This window comes from Acidovorax sp. (genome assembly GCF_046314175.1).
In the GTDB taxonomy this organism is placed as follows: Bacteria; Pseudomonadota; Gammaproteobacteria; order Burkholderiales; family Burkholderiaceae_C; genus Acidovorax.
Genome location: NZ_JBKBXG010000055.1, coordinates 1 through 15,384, shown reverse-complemented (window position 1 = coordinate 15,384; position 15,384 = coordinate 1). Strand labels below are relative to the sequence as shown.

Sequence of the window (15,384 nt, the reverse complement as noted above, 5' to 3'; positions counted from 1 at the left end):
GGGGGTTTGTTGGAGTCAGGGCGCGTCGAGGTCCGTAGCCCCCCTCCAGTGCTCGAATCAGATCACCCCAATGAACGAGAGCAAGCTTCCTGCAAGAAATGCAGCGATCATCCCAGTCACCACAATGCGCCAATACAGAAGCGTCATCGGAGAGGTGTTGTACCTATCGCGCTTCGATAAGCCGTACTTCGTCAAAATGCTTGTGATGAACCAGGCCGGGATCAGCATGATCGCTGCGACGATGATGTAAAGAATCTTCTGGAACGTGTTGCCGATCCGCTCCAGGTATGGCGTTGAAGCAGTAGGCTTCAGTGGCTCCGTCCGCTGGGAAGGTGCAGCGTGTTCAGGTTCAGTTTGCGGCTGCATTGCCTGCTTTGGCTCCGGCTGCGCCTCTTCTGCCGTCGCTTCCTCACGTTCCTGAGGAGCAAGGGGGGCCGGTTCGCGCTCACTTGTATTCTGCGGCTCCGGAGCGGGGGCAGCTGTAGGCCGTTGGTTACTTTGCTCTTCGGCTGGTGCAGCGACGGGCGCAGTTTCTTGACGGCGTGGTTGGGTTACCTCTGCCTGCGCTGGCCGTGGTGGCGTTGCCCAAGTGCCGTCATGCAGCGCCTGGGTCTGACTCTGATACCACTGTGCGATGCAATCAGCACTGGAGCAGGAGCCATTCAACTCCGACACCTTCTGGCGATTGATCTGAAGGATCTCCATCCTCCGTTGAGGATTCTGGCGTTGCAACTGCTGCAGCGTGGCTTCGTACTTCTGCTTGCGAGCCGTCAGCTCCGGCTGCTCGCACGTGGTGCGCTCCACGTAGCCACTGTGAGCTGAACAATCGTAGGTTGCGCCTGGCGCCCACGAAGCGAAAGAGAAGACACTCAACCCAAAGACCCATCGAACTGACCGAAGCATCGAACCCTCCCCATTTTTTCAACACATGTTACAGCGAGTTTCAGAGGGTTCTATCGTCTACAGCGGTCTTTCAGCCACCAAGCTCGCACCGCAGCGCCAGTAGGTCCCGCGACATCTGCCGCTCAGCCTGCAGGCCGCACCCAGCCCCGCTTGTTTGCCCTGTTGTGGATGAAGTGAGGGTCTACGCCATACCTTGCGGCAATCTCCGGGATGGGCGCACTCGTGGTTGTGAATTCGCGCTTGATGTCCTCAAGGTGCGGGTGGGGGAGCGATTTGCTGGCACCTGATACCCCACGGGCCCGCCTCATCGCTGTTACCGCCTCCTTGCTGCGCCCAACGCGCTGCGCCACGGCCGCATCCGACATGGTGCCAAGCAATGCCACCTCCTCAGGCGTCCAAGGCTTTTGCGTCTGGAAGCTTGGGATCTTTCGAATGCGCCGCAAGGAGGAAACTGCCGCAGCGGCGCAGCCCCACTCGGCTGCGAGATCACCGTCCGGCATGGCCCCCAACTGCTTTTCCCGCTCCGGTGGCAATCGACGCAACCGACCGAAGGGTTGAATGCCGCGTCGGTTTCGCTCGTCACGAACGGCATGCACCCCGACCCCGAGAGAAAGAGCAACCTGCGCATCAGTGTCCGTGCCGAGCAAAGCAACCCGCTCGGGTGTCCACAACACTGGAGCTTGATAGGCCTTTATCCCAAGGCTGTACCGCATAGATGCCACCGACGAGGCCGCTCTTCCGATTCGCTTTGCGATCTGGCTGTCCGGCGCAGTGCCCAGCAATGCGATCCATTCCGACGGCCAGGTTCTGAATGCCGGAATCCCAGCACTAATTCGCGCGTTCCTCACGGTGTCAGCACATACGCCAAGAATGTTAGCGAGCTGCGTGTCCGGCATGGTGCCAAGGAGTGAGCGGTTCACTGCTGTCCATAAACTTGTGGCCCTACACACCACCACTCCACGGCTCCTACGCAGATAACCCACGCTATCACGCTTGACTCCCCACCGCTTTGCCAGTTGCGCATCGGGCATCGTCCCCAGCAGCGCGAGTTCTTCAGGGCTACGTGCGCCGTACCATGGGATCCCAAGTGACTTGCGCTTTTTGGCCACGCTGGAGACATGGCACCCCAGGGTGTCAGCAATCTCCTGGTCGGACACCTTACCCATCCGAGCAATGACTTCAGAGGTCCAGTTCACTCGATTCGTCATGGTCAACCTCCCAGGTCCCGCTTCAACTGCTTTAAATCTCCCCACACCTGGTGCGCCAGCAAGTTGAGGTCCTGCCCGGTCTGGATGTTGCTGTACTGCACGGCGTCTCCCAGCAGCAGGTTTGCCAACATTCGCCGCTCCTGTGGCCAGATGTCGATGCAGGTGTCACCGATCTCCAGCTTGCTGGGCCCCTCCGGCGAGTGGGTCATCGACACCGCCCGCGGCGGCGGCAGCTTCTCCACAATCTCCACCACTCCGGCCACCGGGCGGCGCAGATCGCCGTCCTCCACCATTCGGGTAAGGTGATCATCGACAGTCACTAGCTTGAGGCCGGTCACCTGTGCCACGACCTGCCGCGTTGCGATCTGGCCTTGCGCCCGCAGGTCCATCAATGCGCCCCAGATCAGGGTGCGCGTCTCTGCCTTCGGTTTGACTTCTGTGGTGACAGTGCTCATGGGTAGGTCTCCTCAAAATGGTGAATCAGTTCGGCGCGCTGGTGTGGGGGAACCTCCCGGCACTCACGTTCCATCGCTTCGCGGGCGGCCGAGCTGTCGTTCCAGTGGTCGCAAGCGCGCTTGGCTGCGTCGAATAGGTCGCTCAGCGACGCTGGTGCAGGTTCAATAGCCAGAGCCGCCATGGGCATCTCCATTCAGGTTGCACTTGAAGAAAGAAAGCGGGCACTTCCGTGGCTGAGTGCGGTACTGCATCGTGGTTTTGTCGAACCACAGCCACTGGGTCATGTGCTGGGTGTCCCCATTGCGCTGCTTCTGAAGCTCCAGCTTTCCGTCTGGCTCGGTGTCGTCGGCCACCGCCTTGGCTTCGTCCTTCTTGGCGGACCACACCGAGAAGACGTTATCTGCGCCGTCGGTGATCTTCCCGGAACCCGCCACATCCATCTTGTTCGGCGCAGCGCTCTCATCGCGCTGCTTGCGCGGATGGGCCACCAGATGCAGGTGCACATTCAGCCGACGCGCGAAGGAAGTCATCTTGCGCATGGCGTCCTTCTGCGCAGTCATGGCGCCAGGCCCGTCCTCCGGCACGTCGATCATCATCAGACTGTCGATGACGAACTGGGTGCAGCCGTACCGCCGGTGTGCGTAGGTAAAGACCTCTAGCAGCCGGTCAAGCTTCGCCGTGCCCTGTAGATCAAACAACCAGAAGCGCTCACGCATCCACTCGCCCGCCGCTTCGATGTACGCCCGCGTGGGTCGATCCACGCCGGTGGCTTGCTTTACAGCACGCTTGAGCAACCTAGCGGGCTTCATCTCACCAGAGAAAACCGTGAAGTGTTCATCCTGGGCCATAAGTCCCAGCTGCACCTGGCCAAGCAGCAGGCTCTTCCCGTGCCCGTTGATACCAGTCCACACCGAGACCTCGCCGCCCCTAAATTCGAACCACTCCAGATCCTTGTCAATTCGCAGGCAAGGGTCGCGCGAAGCGCCTGGGTCCGGGTAGAACAGCGACACCACCTGGGGGATGTAGTCAGCCGCCGTCCGCAGCTCCTCGGGATCAAGCGGTTGAGCCGCCTGGATTAGCCGGTCGAAGTCGGCGTACTCAGCCCCCTGCAGCAGGTACTCATTCGCGTCTTTGGCACCGTTCTCCATGCGCACGCGCTTGCAACGTTCTGTGCCGAGGCGCTGGATGATCTCGCGCGCCCCCTTCTCGCCCGCTTCATCGCAATCGAAGAACACCAGAATCTCACTGAAGCGCTCCAGCCGCTCCCAGTCGTTTTCGATCCATTGGTGGTTGCCCGCGCCCGCATTGACCGACAAGGCAGGAATTCCGACCTGGTGCAAAGTCATGGCGTCGAGCTCGCCTTCGGCAATGGCGATGGTGCGCTGCTTGGGGTCTATCAGGTGCCAGCCAAACAGGCAGGGCATTGCACCGGCCTCCTGCCGCATGTCCTTCTTGTTGTCGATGTTCCGGGTTTTTCCGTTCAGGTATTCACCAGCTTCGCTGAAGTACGGGAACACCGCATAGGTGGCTTCGCCGTGGATCTGCTCCACGACCTTGAAGGCCTCGACCGTGGCCGGTGTAAGGCCCCTGCCTTGCAGCCACTCCATCGCACGCCCGGCACTGGTGGCGGCCAGTTTTCCCTTGGGCTTCGAGGGGGCTGTGAAGCTCTTCTGCGGCCGCTCGGGCATGGTGTCCCGCACGCCGAGGCGCTGTTTGGCATCGGCCATGGCCTCCACCAGCGTGCTACCGCGCACCGCCATCCACAGGTCCAGCAGGTCGCCAGCCTGGCCGCTGGCAAAGTCCTTCCATACCCCCGCCTTGGCGCCGCTGAGGCAGATCGACAGGCTGTCCCCGGGCTCGCCGTTGATGCTGCCCACCTTCCACTCACGGCCGACCTTCTTGCCGTCAGGCAACAGGAACGCTGCGATGTTGGCGGCGTCCTTGGCCAACAGGTCCTTGAGCTCTGTTGCGTTCAAGCGGTCACCTCCGCCTGGCTGGCCAGCCTCTTGCCATCACGGAAGGTGTGAGCGTTGTGGGCGTAGCAGCGTTCGTTCTCAGCCTCCCAGCGGTTGAGAAAGCCCGCGGCAGTCCACCAGTCCCCCGAAGCTGGGCCGTGCTGCGCTGCGCCTGCTGGGGCATCGGGCCGGACTTCGTCCAGGTAGCGCTCCTGGTTCAGCCAGGTCGATGCGTGCGGAATGAACTGCCCATCGTCCTTCGTCCACTGGCGACAGCCACGATGTCGCGCCAGCGCCGCCATCACCCTCTCGCGCAGGGCCAAGTCAGATTCCAGCCCGCGCTTCTTCCATGACTCCACCGCCTTCACCCGGCCATCTTTCTTCGGGTATTCGTGCCAGAACTCAGCAAACCCATCAGGCGAATCTGACGCAGTCCGCTTCGCACGCGGCTTGGGGGTTATTGATGGTTCAAATGAGGGTTCTTGAGGGTTAGTGTGCGGCATCTGCACCGGTTGGTGCGGCATCTGCACTGGTACTGGTGCGGCATTTGCACCGGTTGGTGCGGCATCTGCACCGGTGGGCGTGCAGCACTGGTGCGGCATCTGCACTGGTACTGGTGCGGCATTTGCACCGGTTTTTCTGGCTTCGGATCGTATGGACTGCGTTGGGCAGGCGGTGAAGTCGGCTGGTGTGAGCTGGTACTTGGTGTGCCGCCCATTGGTCCTGTCAGCGACAAGCGCTGCGCTGCGCTCCAGCCACTTGATTGCATCAATGACTGCTCGCTTGGAGATGCAAGTTCGGTCACTGAGGGTCTGAATGGATGGCCAGCAGTAACCTGCGTCATCCGCTTGATCGGCCATGGAAATGAGGACCGCCTTTGCAGTAGGAGGCATCTTCAACGGCCAGCATTGATTGAGAACAGGATTGCTCATGCTTCGGTCAGGCTCTCGATACGGCCCAGCGCTGTTGCCTGGGCCCACTGTTGCAATTTTTCAAACTCACCTGGGAAGATCTCCTCGGGGTAATCGTCTTCAAGCTCCACCACCGGGTAGAGCACGGCATCCCAGCTACCCTCCTGCTGCCAGCGCCAGCGCCATGGGCGCAGAACGTGGGCAAGCGCCACCTGGCCGTAGTCACGGAAGCCATCGGGCACCTCGCGAAAGAACTGCACCTTTCGCTGACCAGGTGGACCCACGAGCTGAGCAACCATCTGCGCGCCACCCTCTGAAACGAAGCGATGCCCGGGTTTGGCATCCTGAGCCGCATCGAACAGGTCAGCTGAGTGCCCCGTATGCGTAGCCATCGCCTGAAGACGGGTCAGGTTGAACCGGTAGTGCGGCACTGCCCCAGGGGCGCCGCCGTGCGCATTGGCAGTCACCTCAAGCACACCCAGCGCCACGAGCGCGTGAACGTGCTTGCGGACCTGCGGTGTGGACAGGCCCACAAGTGCTGCCAAGGAAGCCATGGAGGCCCTCAGAATCCCTCCGTTGGCGTCGTGAAGCTCAGCCATCACCATCGCAGTGCGCTTGCACACTGAAGGCTCTACGGCGACCGCACGCACCAGAGCGAGAACTGGTTGGTAGGTAGAGTTCATGCGGCCCCTTTCACGCGGTCAATGAGCGCCTGCGCAGCGGTTTCAGCTGCGCGCACCCCCTGTTCCAAGGCGATTGGTTCCGCGATGCGCGAGGCTTGCCCCAACTTGACCTTGAGCGTTTCCACCTCGTGCAAGGACAGACTCACTCGGTGCAATTGCTTGTCGCCGTCGTCCACCGCGACCACCACACGCCCGTCATTCGTCGGATAGGCTGCAAGGTGCCAGTTCGGGTCGTCGGTGACGGCCCAGTCGGCATCGAAAAGCTCCTGCCAGGTGGGCGCTGTCATGCTGCGGCACTCCCCTGCTCGTAGTCCTGCAGCCACTCAGCGCGCTGCAGCGCTTCGGCCAGGCGCGCCACCTCGGCCTGGGCAACGGCAAGCTGGCGTCGCAACTCTTCAACTGTCGGTTCTGTCATGCAGCTACCCTCCCCTGCACCAGCTGGCGCAACAGGCGGTTCTCTGCCTCGGCAGCTTGCGCTCGGCCCTCAGCTTCCTCGGCCCGGCGCTCGGCTTCGGTCTTGATGACCACCAGAGTGCAGCCGATCTGAAATGCCATCCACTCTGGATAGATGCGATTGCCGACGACTTCACAAAATGCGCGGATCACGTCGGCCTGAAGAGTCGCAGCACCTGCCTTGATGCGCGAGAAGTAGCCAGCGTCAATGCCCAGCGCCAGGTAGATCTCCTTGTCCTCAAGTCCAGATGACTGGCAGGCAAGGGCAAACGCGGCCGCTGGTGTTTTTTGCCGACGCACCATTTCGATGGGCACATCGTTCGGTTCCGCGCGCCGTGCAAGTGACAGCTCGCCTTGAGCGTCAGCGCGGGACAAAGGTTTTGACGCCATTTGACTATCCCCCAAAGGCAAAAAAATTGGACGATGAAGGCATGAACACATCACGCCCTTCTGAATTCACCACAGCACCGGACACCCGGCCGTTCCACCACTCCACCCGCACGGCGCTGTCCACCAACATCGACCCAACCACGGGCGTGCGCACACGGCTGCTCGCCACTTCCACCATTGAGATGGCATGGCAAAGCGGCTCGCTGCTGCTGCGTGGCAAGGCGACACAGACCAAGCTGGTCGACAGAGGAGAGATGAAGCGCATGCCGCGCTGGCGGCGGGGGGAGCTGTGATGAGGATGGGTGCCCGCCCTCTTCCGGCTCAAAATGGCAGCTCTCACACAACCATCACCGGAAGGGGCAGACATGAGCTTGGAACGAGCAAGACAGTTGGCGCACAACATACGCGCACGCGCTACAGAGCGCGGAGACGAGGAGGGAGCCGAAATGGCACAACTCCTGCACGAGGTCGCAGATGGCATGGAGCGCGAGATTCGAGACATCAAGCACGTCCTCCGAGACATTCACGACAAGGTTCGAAACCTGCAGTGACGCTCGCCAAGGCTGTTTCTGGCTTGCTGGGGCGCGGCTTGGGCTGCTGGTCAGCCATGGGTAGCCCCAGTATGAGGAGCTACGTCGATCAACGGGCGCCCGGAAGGATGTGGCCAGTTCGAGTCCGGGACTCTGTGCCACGATATATCAGGACGCATCTGCTCGACAGTCACATCTCCTTGCTTCCACAGTTCCAGTGCAGGGCAATGGTGCTCAGGAATGCGCTTCCAGCCGTGAGCCGTGGGGGCGGAGATTCGTAAGGCTCGCGCAACTGCAGACGGCCCGCCTAGGTCTTGAACGGTAATCATCGGGTCATTTTATAGGCATGCCTAAAAAATACAAGGCACTCCTAATTTAAACAACACTAGGATTGAGGAATGAGCACACTCAAACAGCGGTTCGCACTGCTTGCGCAGGCCAAGCCCGAGATAACCCGCGCAGATCTTGCTCGGGCGACGGGTGCCAGTGCCCCCTCAGTTCACGCTTGGTTCAGCGGCGATACAAAGTCGATGAAGGCGGTGACCGCGTCAAAGGCAGCGCTGCTGTACGGCTGCAACACCCGTTGGCTGTCCGACGGCGAGGGCGAAATTTGGCCCCAAAGAATTCAGCCGGCGGGGACTTCGCTGTTCAAATCCGGGACTCCAGCATTGACTCAGACCGAACACCGGGAGGAAAGTCGTGAGGCCGAAAGCGCGACCGTTGCCCAAGCGTTGGACGTGATCGCCAATTGCCTTGAAACGCTTACGGAAACAGGCCGCGCCGAGGTTTCTCCCTTGCTGCAAGCGTTAACGTTGGCTCCCGACAGCAAACGCCTGAAGGACGGCCTGGTGTCCGTATTGACTAGACGAGATTGAGCAAGCCGCACACTTCCGCCAGCATGTGGCTTTGTCGGCAATAACGCCGTTACAAAAAATAATTAGGCACACCTATTGAAAGGTGGTTAGGCACACCTTATGATCACTTCATTGCGCCGCATTTCGTGGCGCTCAGACGGAGTGATCTATGCAAACCACCACCCCACCGATCGCGCAGCCGTGCATCCTCACCCAAGTTAGCCACGCGGGCGTCAGCGCCTTGGACTTGGCCGCAGTGCCGCACAACATCCTCGTCGCCATCGCGTCGGCAGCACTCGTCGTCGCCGCCGACTGGAACAACGGCAACATCAAGGCCGAAATGAAAGATGCAGAGGAGCTTCTGGCCGCCCTCAGCTCCACTGTCGACAACCTTGATGTGCTCTACCAGCCCGTGGTCCCGGGCCGTGAAGACCTGATGGGCATCGGGCTAACAGTGGCCGACGACGAGGACGGCTATCCCGTGATCCGCGGTGACCACATCGAGTTGGTCAAGGCCGCCGATCTGACGGAAATCGAGAAGGCCGCTGTTCGCCAGCACCTGCAATTCAACATGCGTGCTGGTGAGGAAAGCGCTTCCAGCTTCAAGAACCGCCTGGCGCAGTTCGAGGCAGAGACTGGAACCGCCACAACGCAAGGCGATGCCGGGTATGTGGAAGCGCCCGCTCCGGACTGGAGACTCTGAGCATGAGCGGTGATCAAACGTTGCTGGCCGAGGGTCGCCGAATCTCGCTGGAACTCACAAAGCAGGGCCTGTGCGAATACTGCAAGCAGCCAACTGAGCATGGCCCATGGACCGACGCGCAGCTCGCGGAAGTGATCGCGGACCTCGGCTGCGAACTCAGTGACTTTGCCGACCACTGCGACGATTGCTTTGTGGTTCACGTTGGGGGGGGCGATGTCGAACACTCGCAAAGCCTGCTCAAACGCCCGTTGCTGCTCGCCCATCCTGAGCACTTGGCGCAGGTCCAGCGCCTGAAGTTCATGGCCGCCGCCAAGGCGCTGCAAGACTTCAGGGCGAAGCACGGGCCTGGCTACCGCCAATCTCCCTCCTCCCTCCCTCTCTGGGAGGAGTTCTTCAAGCACGCGCCTCCTGATGTGATGAAGAAGTTCGAGGACAAGGCGATGGAGCTCAACCTCATACCCGACACCAAATTCGTGAACGATGCCGGAGATCCGGTGTTCTCGGCTGAGCAGATCGCGGAAAAGCTCGGCATGCCAGTGGCCGAAGTCGAGAAGCAGATGCGAGAACGGTTCGCCGACAAGATCGAGACCGGAAACGTCCACTCGATCCAGTGAGACTGCGATGCACAACCGTCAACTCATCGACATCGCAGTAGCGGCCAAGCGCTGGCGCGATACCCAGCGCCGCCGTCTCGCTGCTGTCCGCGAAAAGCGCTTGGCGACCGAAGCTGTGAAAGCCCTGCCGACGCTCTTCACCCTCTTGACCCCCGAACGGGATCGTCAACGAATGGCAGAGCAGGCTTTAAACGACGCGAAGCGCGACGAACGTCTGGCGCTCAAGGCCCTGGCAAGGCTGTGCGACAAGGCAGCGCCGGTCGAGGATGTGATGACGGTGGACGAGGTGCGCTCCCTGCCTCGCCTTGAAGTTGTGGAGATGTAGTAATGGCAACCATGGCGATTTCCGCAACGGTTGGGCACTACGAAGGTTTTGTAGTGGGATCAGGGCTCGGAGTTTTCGGCTGGCTTGGGGTCACACCGGATGGCGAATTCAAGACGCTAGCCGCTTCCCTCTTCAAAGCAGCAAGCTCCGCCGCCAAGTCTTCGACTCTAAGCTCCAAGTCCGTGTGCTCAGTGATCAGTGCGCCCAAATGCGGAATTTTTGGATGCCCGCTGGGCGCAAAGGTAATTTCAACCATGTATCGCTTGATGATTTCCACGATGGCATCGGGCACCGAGCCGCCAAGACGCTCGGCCATTCTCCGTACGAAATCCACACAGTACGGAGGAATGACAAGTTCTTCGGCTGGAGCTTTGCTGCCCGCCGTTCTGACTTGCATAGAGATCGGATCGGGCCAGGACACCGCTTCACCGTTCATCAGCCAGTCAGCTTGCACCTTAAGCGCCTCGGCCAATCGCATCAATGAGGCACGCCGAGGGACAGCCCTGCCGCTTTCGTACCGACTGATTTGGGTCTGAGCAATGCCCGTGTGCTCTCCAAGCTCAGCCTGGGATAGCCCAGCCTTTTGACGAGCTTCAGCTATGCGGCGGCCGATTGCTTCTGACATTGCAAATCTCGATGAGCATAAATGGTTATTGACAAGTACTTTTAAAGTACTAATATACGCATATCGTCATAGAACGAATGACGGAGAAGGATTGATTCTATGAGTACTACTCTCACACCGCCAATCGGCGTTCGCCTCCAACCTGATTTGCGCGAATACATCGAGCGAGAAGCAAAAGTGAACTTCCGGTCAGTGTCCGCAGAGATCGCAATGCGCCTGGAGCGGAGCCGCCAGGCAGACCATCAACCCCAGCAGAAAAGCCCGCAATGAAATTCGATGGAAACAACTTTGCGAGAGCTCAGAGCCAAGTAACCTTTGGGCCAAGCAGTGCAGCGAGACGAATTTTTCGAAAAGCGACCAAATCGGTTGTTTTTCGGGGGTGGTTTGAGTAGCCCAAAACCTTAAGATTTTTGACATGAACCAAGCAACAGCGCCCCCAGAAAAGCAAAAGGCCGGCAGCGCCAACTGCCAGCCATTGCCCGAAGCACTCACGGCGCCAACCGTGAAAACCTCTTAGCCCGAAACCCTTCTCACAAGGAACGAACCATGCCGGACTTTACCGCAGAGGCGCCCGTGCGCGCAAACAAGGCCCCGCCAAAGGCGAAGGGCGCTCCCTCCCCCGCCCTGGCATCAGCTGCGCCGGAGGACCGAGGCGCGAAGCCAACCTCGGACGAGCAGTTTGTCGCTGCCACGCTGCGTGAGCAGGTAGTGGCCATCTGCGAAACTCGCTGGGATGACCTGCGCGGCGAAAGCATCGAGGTGCTGCACGCTGCGGCCGAGGCTCTTGAAAAGCTGCCTCACGGGGCATACAAGGGGCTGTACCGGGCCTGCTCGCTCGTCGCTAGCGCGCTCGCCGTTGAACGGGAGTCCACCCCCCCAGGCGCAGCGATCCCGCAACTGGAGGCGGTCTACCTGTCTCTCGACACGGCGTCCCTCGGCTACAACGTCGAGATGGAGCCGCATGAGGTTATGGCAGCGGGAATTCGTGCAGGACTTCGTCAATTCCAAGATCGGCCCACATCGCCTATTCGTCGCGTAGAAACCGGGCAAACCGGCCAAGTGACAGCAGAGACTTTCTCCTGTGATGCCGGAGCTTATGGCACCACCATGGTCATTCGATGCGCTTATGACATCGAGGCGATTGCGGAGGCCGTCACCAACCTGGGTGACGAGGCGGCAAGTAATGACGAGCACGGTATGGCGGCTCTGCTACGGTGCTACGGGAATCGGGTGAGGGAGTTGAACGCCATGGTGATCAGCCATCTGGACCGGGACAACATCACGTTGTCGGAGGTTCAATACGCCATGTATCGAGGCGCCCAGCGCCTGCCTGCGGGGGCGCTCGAATGAACGCCGTCGCCACTCCAACTCGCAAGGCCTCCAAGCCTGCTCTGAAGCCTAGCAAGCCCGCCGCATCGCGCAAAGAAGCGCTGCAGGACTGGGACCAGCTCGCAAGGTACGTCAGCAACGATCTGGCCGAGGTAACGGGGCAGATCGCCGCGCTCGCAGACTCGGTGGGATCCGAACCAGATCCCCTGTGTTCGATTGGGATACTGCTGGACGAAGCCCACCGCTACGTGAGCGAAATACGCGAGAGCATTCAAACTCGCCCACTCACCCTGTGGACCACCAACGCAGCCTATACAGCCCTGCTCAAGCCCCTTGCCATTGTCGAAGGAGCTATGGCAATGGCTGCGAAGGTCGAAGCCGACATCATCAGCCCGGCGTTGCGTGTGGTGCATGAGAAGCTGGACGAAGCGCAGAACAGCTTGGACGATCAGGTCATTGGGAACATGCTGCCCCCTGCGCCCGAAACGGAATACACGGCCGAAGCCATCAAGAATGCCTTCGCCACCATCGGGGACTTGCTACATGCGGCGTCAATGACCGATGAGCCACCCCAGTGGAGCGGCGACTCCGACCGACTGCTGCGGATGGCATCGCGCCTCGCGAACGAAGCCTCCGACAGGCTGCCAGCTCCGGTCGATTACGAATCCATTGCGTTCGACATCGCCGCGTTGATTCGTGGGTGTCGGGTCATGCCCGGCGAGTCGGAAAGCTCCGAGCGTACGGGCCTGCTCGGAGAGGCAGAGAAGCATCTGGACTGGCTCGCAGAAACGACCGACTGCTGCGACCCTGGTGCAGATCGTCCATCGTTGCGGACAGCCCAACTTGCAGTGCAAGCAGAACCCACCGATTCACGAGAGGAGGCCGCCTACCGTGAGCTCGCGCGCAATGCGAGTTACGAGATCCAAAAGCTCGCTGAGGCTATGCAGATCGTCAACATGCAGATCGCGACAGAAGATCACCCGATGACGAACGGCATCATGGCCAGGATCATTCTGTTGTCCGAGATCGTTTTCTATGCTGCTGCGCTGCATGGCGGGAGTCGCGCGGATTGGGAGGTCGGGCTTGACGAACTGCAGCGCAAGTTCCGGGGGGCGTTTTGACTATGCAACCCCGTACCGAAATCGCCCCCGGCGTCCTCCACCACATGGACCACGCCCAGGCCGTCTACACCGGCACGCCAGTCGCCATTGTCGCGGCAGGCTTGGCCAGGGCCCAGGACGTGGACGCTCCTGGCATCCGCACCATCAACCCGGATGGATCACGCGCCGTGCGAGGCCAGAACTACGGCCAAGGCCAGGCCATTGGCAAGAAGGTCATTCAGGTGCGCAATGTTGCCCGCAGCGTGACGGTGCAAGTGCGAGTCTGGCTGAGCCATGAGCGCCTCGAAGCCATCAAGGCCCAGCGCGCACTGGACGCAGCTTGCTGGCCTTTCCCTCTGGTGGTGGGCAGCCCACCGCGCGGCAATCCATTCGCATCCGACCAAAGGGGCACAACAGCATGACCTCAGCCTTCGAAAAGCTCGCCCGCCTGTCGCCATGGGCACGCCGGGTGACGGAACCGAAGCCCGACAGCCTGGTGGCGCGCGCACTGCGACCCGCTGCCGAGCGCATGGCTGACACGCGCCAAATCATCGAAGTGGACACCACCAAATGGCTAGAACACCACGCCGCCCTGTCTCACCACCTGCTCTACCGGGTGACGAAGGCGGCCCAAGCGCCAGCGGACCAGGCAGCCGAAGCCGAGGTGAACCGCGCCTTCGCACTTCTTCAGGACCACGCCAGAGTGATAAACGGCGGCACTGATCCAGTGGTGCTTGCGAAGGATGGGCTGCATACAATTCCATTCGCTGAGCTGGCCACCACAAGGGCGAAGGTGCAGGTGCTCGAACGCGAGCGATCCTCGCTGCTTTCGATCATCGAAATGCAGCGGGCAGTCGGGAAGGCGCGTGATGCCAGTGGCCGCGAAGAAGGAAGCAGCGATGGCTGAGCCACTGTCACAAGAGCTGCTACTTCCGGCCGAGGTCAAACAGCTGGTGGGCGCCTCCAACCCCGACGAGCAATCCAAGCTACTGCTGGAACTCGGCATTCCCCACCGGCTGCTCAAGCAACGCATTCTGGTGAGTCGTTTCCACGTGCGCGAATGGTTGGCTGGTCGTCAGCTCGTCCAATCACGCGGCGTCAACCTTGCAGCAGTCAAATGACAGGCTTGTACCCTCGGCTCCGGTCGCACCAGCGCAAGCGCAAGAACGGCAAGATCGTCGTCTACTACTTCTACGACCGGCGACCCGAGGGCGAGCCCGACATCCCGCTGGGCACGGACCATGACACAGCCATCCAGAAGTGGACTGAGATAGCGCACAACGGTCCAGCCAGCACCAAGGGCACCCTCGAAGAAGCCTTCGCAGCCTGGGAGACCGAAGCACTCCCCGCCTACACCAGCAAAGAAACCCGGCGCGGCTACAGCAAGAACCTGCGCACTCTGCGCCCCGTTTTCAAGGACGCCACCTGGGACCAGGTGGACCTCCCTGCCCTCAAGGCATACCTGAAAGCTCGCACGGCCAAGACGCAGGGCAACCGAGAGATGGCCCTGCTCTCCGTCATCTGGAACTGGGCCCGGGGCGAGGGTTACACCACACTGCCCTGGCCAGCCGCAGGAATGGAGCGCAGCAAGTGGAAAAACAAGGAGAAGCCGCGCAAGATGAAGGTGCTAGACCCGGTGTATGAGGCGATCTTCGAGCAAGGCGACCAGGTGCTCAAAGACTGCATGCAGCTGGGCTCTGCGACCGGTATGCGCCTCACCGACTGCATCAGCATCGTCCTGCCCCGCGACGGAATTCTGCACTTGGAGGCCAGCAAAACAGGCAAGGAGGCCGAATGGGACATGGCCTTGTCGGCTGTCCTGCCGGGTCTGCTGCAACGTCGGCGGTCAATCAGCGCCGATCACCTGATGCTGCTGTCCACACCAAAAGGGAAGCCAGTCACTCTGGGCATGCTTCGCTATCGCTGGGACAGCGCACGGTCCCGGGCCGTTGTGGTTGCTGGTCTGGCAAATGACGATGAACTGGTGCGGGCGATCAAGGCGCTGTACCTTCGCGACATGCGCAAGCGCGCGGCGCAAAAATCAGACAACCTGAGCGAGGCCGCCGAGCTGCTGCAGCACAGCGACAAGCGCCTCACGGAGCGGCACTACGGGGGCGTTCGCAAGCTCAAACCAGTGGTCTAAATGTGTTCCGCATTTGTCGCGCCTCATAGGGAGAATTTGAGGGCAAAAATGCGGAACATATCGCCCGCAAACCCGCATGAATCCTAGAAACCTCGCCGGACTCAAAATCCCCCGCCGCAAGGCGTGCCGGTTCGATTCCGGCCCCGGGCACCACGAACAAGTCCGTAAGAGCGCAGGCTCTTGCGGACTTTTTTCTTGCGCC

23 protein-coding genes and 1 pseudogene are annotated in these 15,384 nt (G+C 60.8%); 11 read left to right on the top strand and 13 right to left on the bottom strand.

Going from position 1 to position 15,384, the window contains the following annotated elements; all coding sequences use genetic code 11:
- Positions 1-57: 57 nt before the first annotated feature.
- The 11 genes and pseudogenes from ACK4OE_RS16190 to ACK4OE_RS16140 all read right to left on the bottom strand — a co-directional run bounded on the left by ACK4OE_RS16190 (position 58) and on the right by ACK4OE_RS16140 (position 6,959).
- Positions 58-804 carry a hypothetical protein gene (locus ACK4OE_RS16190; RefSeq protein WP_409886022.1) on the bottom strand — a complete coding sequence of 249 codons (747 nt, stop codon included), beginning with the start codon at positions 802-804 and terminating at the stop codon, positions 58-60.
- 221 nt (positions 805-1,025) lie between these two features.
- The gene (locus ACK4OE_RS16185; protein WP_409886020.1) at positions 1,026-2,111 is read right to left on the bottom strand and encodes a hypothetical protein; all 1,086 of its coding nucleotides are present in this window, start codon (positions 2,109-2,111) and stop codon (positions 1,026-1,028) included.
- 2 nt (positions 2,112-2,113) lie between these two features.
- Positions 2,114-2,566, bottom strand: coding sequence for a hypothetical protein (locus ACK4OE_RS16180; RefSeq protein ID WP_409886018.1), 453 nt, complete (start codon positions 2,564-2,566; stop codon positions 2,114-2,116).
- Entirely contained in the window at positions 2,563-2,748 is a 186-nt protein-coding gene (locus ACK4OE_RS16175; RefSeq protein WP_409886017.1) for a hypothetical protein, read from the bottom strand. The genes ACK4OE_RS16180 and ACK4OE_RS16175 overlap by 4 nt, the downstream gene beginning before the upstream one ends.
- Positions 2,729-4,543 carry a toprim domain-containing protein gene (locus ACK4OE_RS16170; protein ID WP_409886015.1) on the bottom strand — a complete coding sequence of 605 codons (1,815 nt, stop codon included), beginning with the start codon at positions 4,541-4,543 and terminating at the stop codon, positions 2,729-2,731. The genes ACK4OE_RS16175 and ACK4OE_RS16170 overlap by 20 nt, the downstream gene beginning before the upstream one ends.
- Positions 4,540-4,890: a hypothetical protein gene (locus tag ACK4OE_RS16165; RefSeq protein ID WP_409886057.1), complete on the bottom strand. Its 351-nt coding sequence runs from the start codon at positions 4,888-4,890 to the stop codon at positions 4,540-4,542. Before ACK4OE_RS16165 ends, ACK4OE_RS16170 begins: the two co-directional genes overlap by 4 nt.
- Positions 4,891-5,280: 390 nt before the next feature.
- Positions 5,281-5,415 (bottom strand): annotated as a pseudogene (locus ACK4OE_RS16160) (helix-turn-helix domain-containing protein); the annotation flags it as partial.
- Positions 5,416-5,450: 35 nt separating this feature from the next.
- Positions 5,451-6,116 carry a hypothetical protein gene (locus ACK4OE_RS16155; protein WP_409886013.1) on the bottom strand — a complete coding sequence of 222 codons (666 nt, stop codon included), beginning with the start codon at positions 6,114-6,116 and terminating at the stop codon, positions 5,451-5,453.
- Positions 6,113-6,403, bottom strand: a complete 291-nt coding sequence (locus tag ACK4OE_RS16150) for a hypothetical protein (protein WP_409886011.1) — start codon at positions 6,401-6,403, stop codon at positions 6,113-6,115. The genes ACK4OE_RS16155 and ACK4OE_RS16150 overlap by 4 nt, the downstream gene beginning before the upstream one ends.
- Positions 6,400-6,531 carry a hypothetical protein gene (locus ACK4OE_RS16145; RefSeq protein ID WP_409886009.1) on the bottom strand — a complete coding sequence of 44 codons (132 nt, stop codon included), beginning with the start codon at positions 6,529-6,531 and terminating at the stop codon, positions 6,400-6,402. The genes ACK4OE_RS16150 and ACK4OE_RS16145 overlap by 4 nt, the downstream gene beginning before the upstream one ends.
- Positions 6,528-6,959: a transcriptional regulator gene (locus ACK4OE_RS16140; protein ID WP_409886007.1), complete on the bottom strand. Its 432-nt coding sequence runs from the start codon at positions 6,957-6,959 to the stop codon at positions 6,528-6,530. The genes ACK4OE_RS16145 and ACK4OE_RS16140 overlap by 4 nt, the downstream gene beginning before the upstream one ends.
- A gap of 41 nt (positions 6,960-7,000) precedes the next feature.
- On the opposite strand from ACK4OE_RS16140, the gene ACK4OE_RS16135 reads away from it, so the two are divergent.
- Positions 7,001-7,252 carry a hypothetical protein gene (locus tag ACK4OE_RS16135; RefSeq protein ID WP_409886005.1) on the top strand — a complete coding sequence of 84 codons (252 nt, stop codon included), beginning with the start codon at positions 7,001-7,003 and terminating at the stop codon, positions 7,250-7,252.
- Between the two features lie 308 nt (positions 7,253-7,560).
- Here ACK4OE_RS16135 and ACK4OE_RS16130 read toward each other — a convergent pair whose 3' ends face one another.
- Positions 7,561-7,818 carry a YdaS family helix-turn-helix protein gene (locus tag ACK4OE_RS16130; protein ID WP_409886003.1) on the bottom strand — a complete coding sequence of 86 codons (258 nt, stop codon included), beginning with the start codon at positions 7,816-7,818 and terminating at the stop codon, positions 7,561-7,563.
- Positions 7,819-7,887: 69 nt separating this feature from the next.
- Here ACK4OE_RS16130 and ACK4OE_RS16125 point away from each other — a divergent pair, with 69 nt between their 5' ends.
- The 4 genes from ACK4OE_RS16125 (at position 7,888) to ACK4OE_RS16110 (ending at position 9,985) form a co-directional block, all read left to right on the top strand.
- The gene (locus ACK4OE_RS16125) at positions 7,888-8,364 is read left to right on the top strand and encodes a hypothetical protein (RefSeq protein ID WP_409886001.1); all 477 of its coding nucleotides are present in this window, start codon (positions 7,888-7,890) and stop codon (positions 8,362-8,364) included.
- Between the two features lie 148 nt (positions 8,365-8,512).
- On the top strand, positions 8,513-9,046 hold the full coding sequence (locus ACK4OE_RS16120) for a hypothetical protein (RefSeq protein WP_409885999.1): 534 nt from the start codon (positions 8,513-8,515) through the stop codon (positions 9,044-9,046).
- Between the two features lie 2 nt (positions 9,047-9,048).
- Positions 9,049-9,660 carry a hypothetical protein gene (locus ACK4OE_RS16115; RefSeq protein WP_409885997.1) on the top strand — a complete coding sequence of 204 codons (612 nt, stop codon included), beginning with the start codon at positions 9,049-9,051 and terminating at the stop codon, positions 9,658-9,660.
- A gap of 7 nt (positions 9,661-9,667) precedes the next feature.
- The gene (locus ACK4OE_RS16110) at positions 9,668-9,985 is read left to right on the top strand and encodes a hypothetical protein (RefSeq protein WP_409885995.1); all 318 of its coding nucleotides are present in this window, start codon (positions 9,668-9,670) and stop codon (positions 9,983-9,985) included.
- 37 nt (positions 9,986-10,022) lie between these two features.
- On the opposite strand, the gene ACK4OE_RS16105 is transcribed toward ACK4OE_RS16110, so the two are convergent.
- Complete coding sequence (locus ACK4OE_RS16105; protein WP_409885993.1) at positions 10,023-10,610, bottom strand: helix-turn-helix domain-containing protein; 588 nt, start codon at positions 10,608-10,610, stop codon at positions 10,023-10,025.
- 546 nt (positions 10,611-11,156) lie between these two features.
- Between ACK4OE_RS16105 and ACK4OE_RS16100 the strand changes: the two genes are divergently transcribed.
- The 6 genes from ACK4OE_RS16100 to ACK4OE_RS16075 are packed head-to-tail and all read left to right on the top strand — an operon-like array spanning position 11,157 to position 15,182.
- Positions 11,157-11,960: a hypothetical protein gene (locus ACK4OE_RS16100; RefSeq protein ID WP_409885991.1), complete on the top strand. Its 804-nt coding sequence runs from the start codon at positions 11,157-11,159 to the stop codon at positions 11,958-11,960.
- Positions 11,957-13,060 carry a hypothetical protein gene (locus tag ACK4OE_RS16095; protein ID WP_409885989.1) on the top strand — a complete coding sequence of 368 codons (1,104 nt, stop codon included), beginning with the start codon at positions 11,957-11,959 and terminating at the stop codon, positions 13,058-13,060. Before ACK4OE_RS16100 ends, ACK4OE_RS16095 begins: the two co-directional genes overlap by 4 nt.
- A 2-nt stretch (positions 13,061-13,062) precedes the next feature.
- Positions 13,063-13,461 carry a hypothetical protein gene (locus ACK4OE_RS16090; protein ID WP_409885987.1) on the top strand — a complete coding sequence of 133 codons (399 nt, stop codon included), beginning with the start codon at positions 13,063-13,065 and terminating at the stop codon, positions 13,459-13,461.
- Entirely contained in the window at positions 13,458-13,946 is a 489-nt protein-coding gene (locus ACK4OE_RS16085; protein ID WP_409885985.1) for a hypothetical protein, read from the top strand. The genes ACK4OE_RS16090 and ACK4OE_RS16085 overlap by 4 nt, the downstream gene beginning before the upstream one ends.
- Positions 13,939-14,160, top strand: a complete 222-nt coding sequence (locus ACK4OE_RS16080; protein ID WP_409885983.1) for a hypothetical protein — start codon at positions 13,939-13,941, stop codon at positions 14,158-14,160. Before ACK4OE_RS16085 ends, ACK4OE_RS16080 begins: the two co-directional genes overlap by 8 nt.
- Positions 14,157-15,182 (top strand): integrase, encoded by a 1,026-nt coding sequence (locus ACK4OE_RS16075; RefSeq protein ID WP_409885981.1) that lies wholly within the window; start codon positions 14,157-14,159, stop codon positions 15,180-15,182. Before ACK4OE_RS16080 ends, ACK4OE_RS16075 begins: the two co-directional genes overlap by 4 nt.
- The last annotated feature ends 202 nt before the right edge of the window (positions 15,183-15,384 follow it).

Excerpts from the sequence above, each read along its gene's own strand:
- ACK4OE_RS16085 (WP_409885985.1), top strand. The coding sequence starts at position 13,458 with ATGACCTCAGCCTTCGAAAAGCTCGCCCGCCTGTCGCCATGGGCACGC.
- ACK4OE_RS16150 (WP_409886011.1), bottom strand. The coding sequence starts at position 6,403 with ATGACAGCGCCCACCTGGCAGGAGCTTTTCGATGCCGACTGGGCCGTC.
- ACK4OE_RS16075 (WP_409885981.1), top strand. The coding sequence starts at position 14,157 with ATGACAGGCTTGTACCCTCGGCTCCGGTCGCACCAGCGCAAGCGCAAG.
- ACK4OE_RS16105 (WP_409885993.1), bottom strand. The coding sequence starts at position 10,610 with ATGTCAGAAGCAATCGGCCGCCGCATAGCTGAAGCTCGTCAAAAGGCT.
- ACK4OE_RS16095 (WP_409885989.1), top strand. The coding sequence starts at position 11,957 with ATGAACGCCGTCGCCACTCCAACTCGCAAGGCCTCCAAGCCTGCTCTG.
- ACK4OE_RS16120 (WP_409885999.1), top strand. The coding sequence starts at position 8,513 with ATGCAAACCACCACCCCACCGATCGCGCAGCCGTGCATCCTCACCCAA.
- ACK4OE_RS16130 (WP_409886003.1), bottom strand. The coding sequence starts at position 7,818 with ATGATTACCGTTCAAGACCTAGGCGGGCCGTCTGCAGTTGCGCGAGCC.
- ACK4OE_RS16135 (WP_409886005.1), top strand. The coding sequence starts at position 7,001 with ATGAACACATCACGCCCTTCTGAATTCACCACAGCACCGGACACCCGG.
- ACK4OE_RS16155 (WP_409886013.1), bottom strand. The coding sequence starts at position 6,116 with ATGAACTCTACCTACCAACCAGTTCTCGCTCTGGTGCGTGCGGTCGCC.
- ACK4OE_RS16090 (WP_409885987.1), top strand. The coding sequence starts at position 13,063 with ATGCAACCCCGTACCGAAATCGCCCCCGGCGTCCTCCACCACATGGAC.
- ACK4OE_RS16115 (WP_409885997.1), top strand. The coding sequence starts at position 9,049 with ATGAGCGGTGATCAAACGTTGCTGGCCGAGGGTCGCCGAATCTCGCTG.
- ACK4OE_RS16185 (WP_409886020.1), bottom strand. The coding sequence starts at position 2,111 with ATGACGAATCGAGTGAACTGGACCTCTGAAGTCATTGCTCGGATGGGT.
- ACK4OE_RS16125 (WP_409886001.1), top strand. The coding sequence starts at position 7,888 with ATGAGCACACTCAAACAGCGGTTCGCACTGCTTGCGCAGGCCAAGCCC.
- ACK4OE_RS16175 (WP_409886017.1), bottom strand. The coding sequence starts at position 2,748 with ATGGCGGCTCTGGCTATTGAACCTGCACCAGCGTCGCTGAGCGACCTA.
- ACK4OE_RS16100 (WP_409885991.1), top strand. The coding sequence starts at position 11,157 with ATGCCGGACTTTACCGCAGAGGCGCCCGTGCGCGCAAACAAGGCCCCG.
- ACK4OE_RS16180 (WP_409886018.1), bottom strand. The coding sequence starts at position 2,566 with ATGAGCACTGTCACCACAGAAGTCAAACCGAAGGCAGAGACGCGCACC.
- ACK4OE_RS16080 (WP_409885983.1), top strand. The coding sequence starts at position 13,939 with ATGGCTGAGCCACTGTCACAAGAGCTGCTACTTCCGGCCGAGGTCAAA.
- ACK4OE_RS16140 (WP_409886007.1), bottom strand. The coding sequence starts at position 6,959 with ATGGCGTCAAAACCTTTGTCCCGCGCTGACGCTCAAGGCGAGCTGTCA.
- ACK4OE_RS16145 (WP_409886009.1), bottom strand. The coding sequence starts at position 6,531 with ATGACAGAACCGACAGTTGAAGAGTTGCGACGCCAGCTTGCCGTTGCC.
- ACK4OE_RS16110 (WP_409885995.1), top strand. The coding sequence starts at position 9,668 with ATGCACAACCGTCAACTCATCGACATCGCAGTAGCGGCCAAGCGCTGG.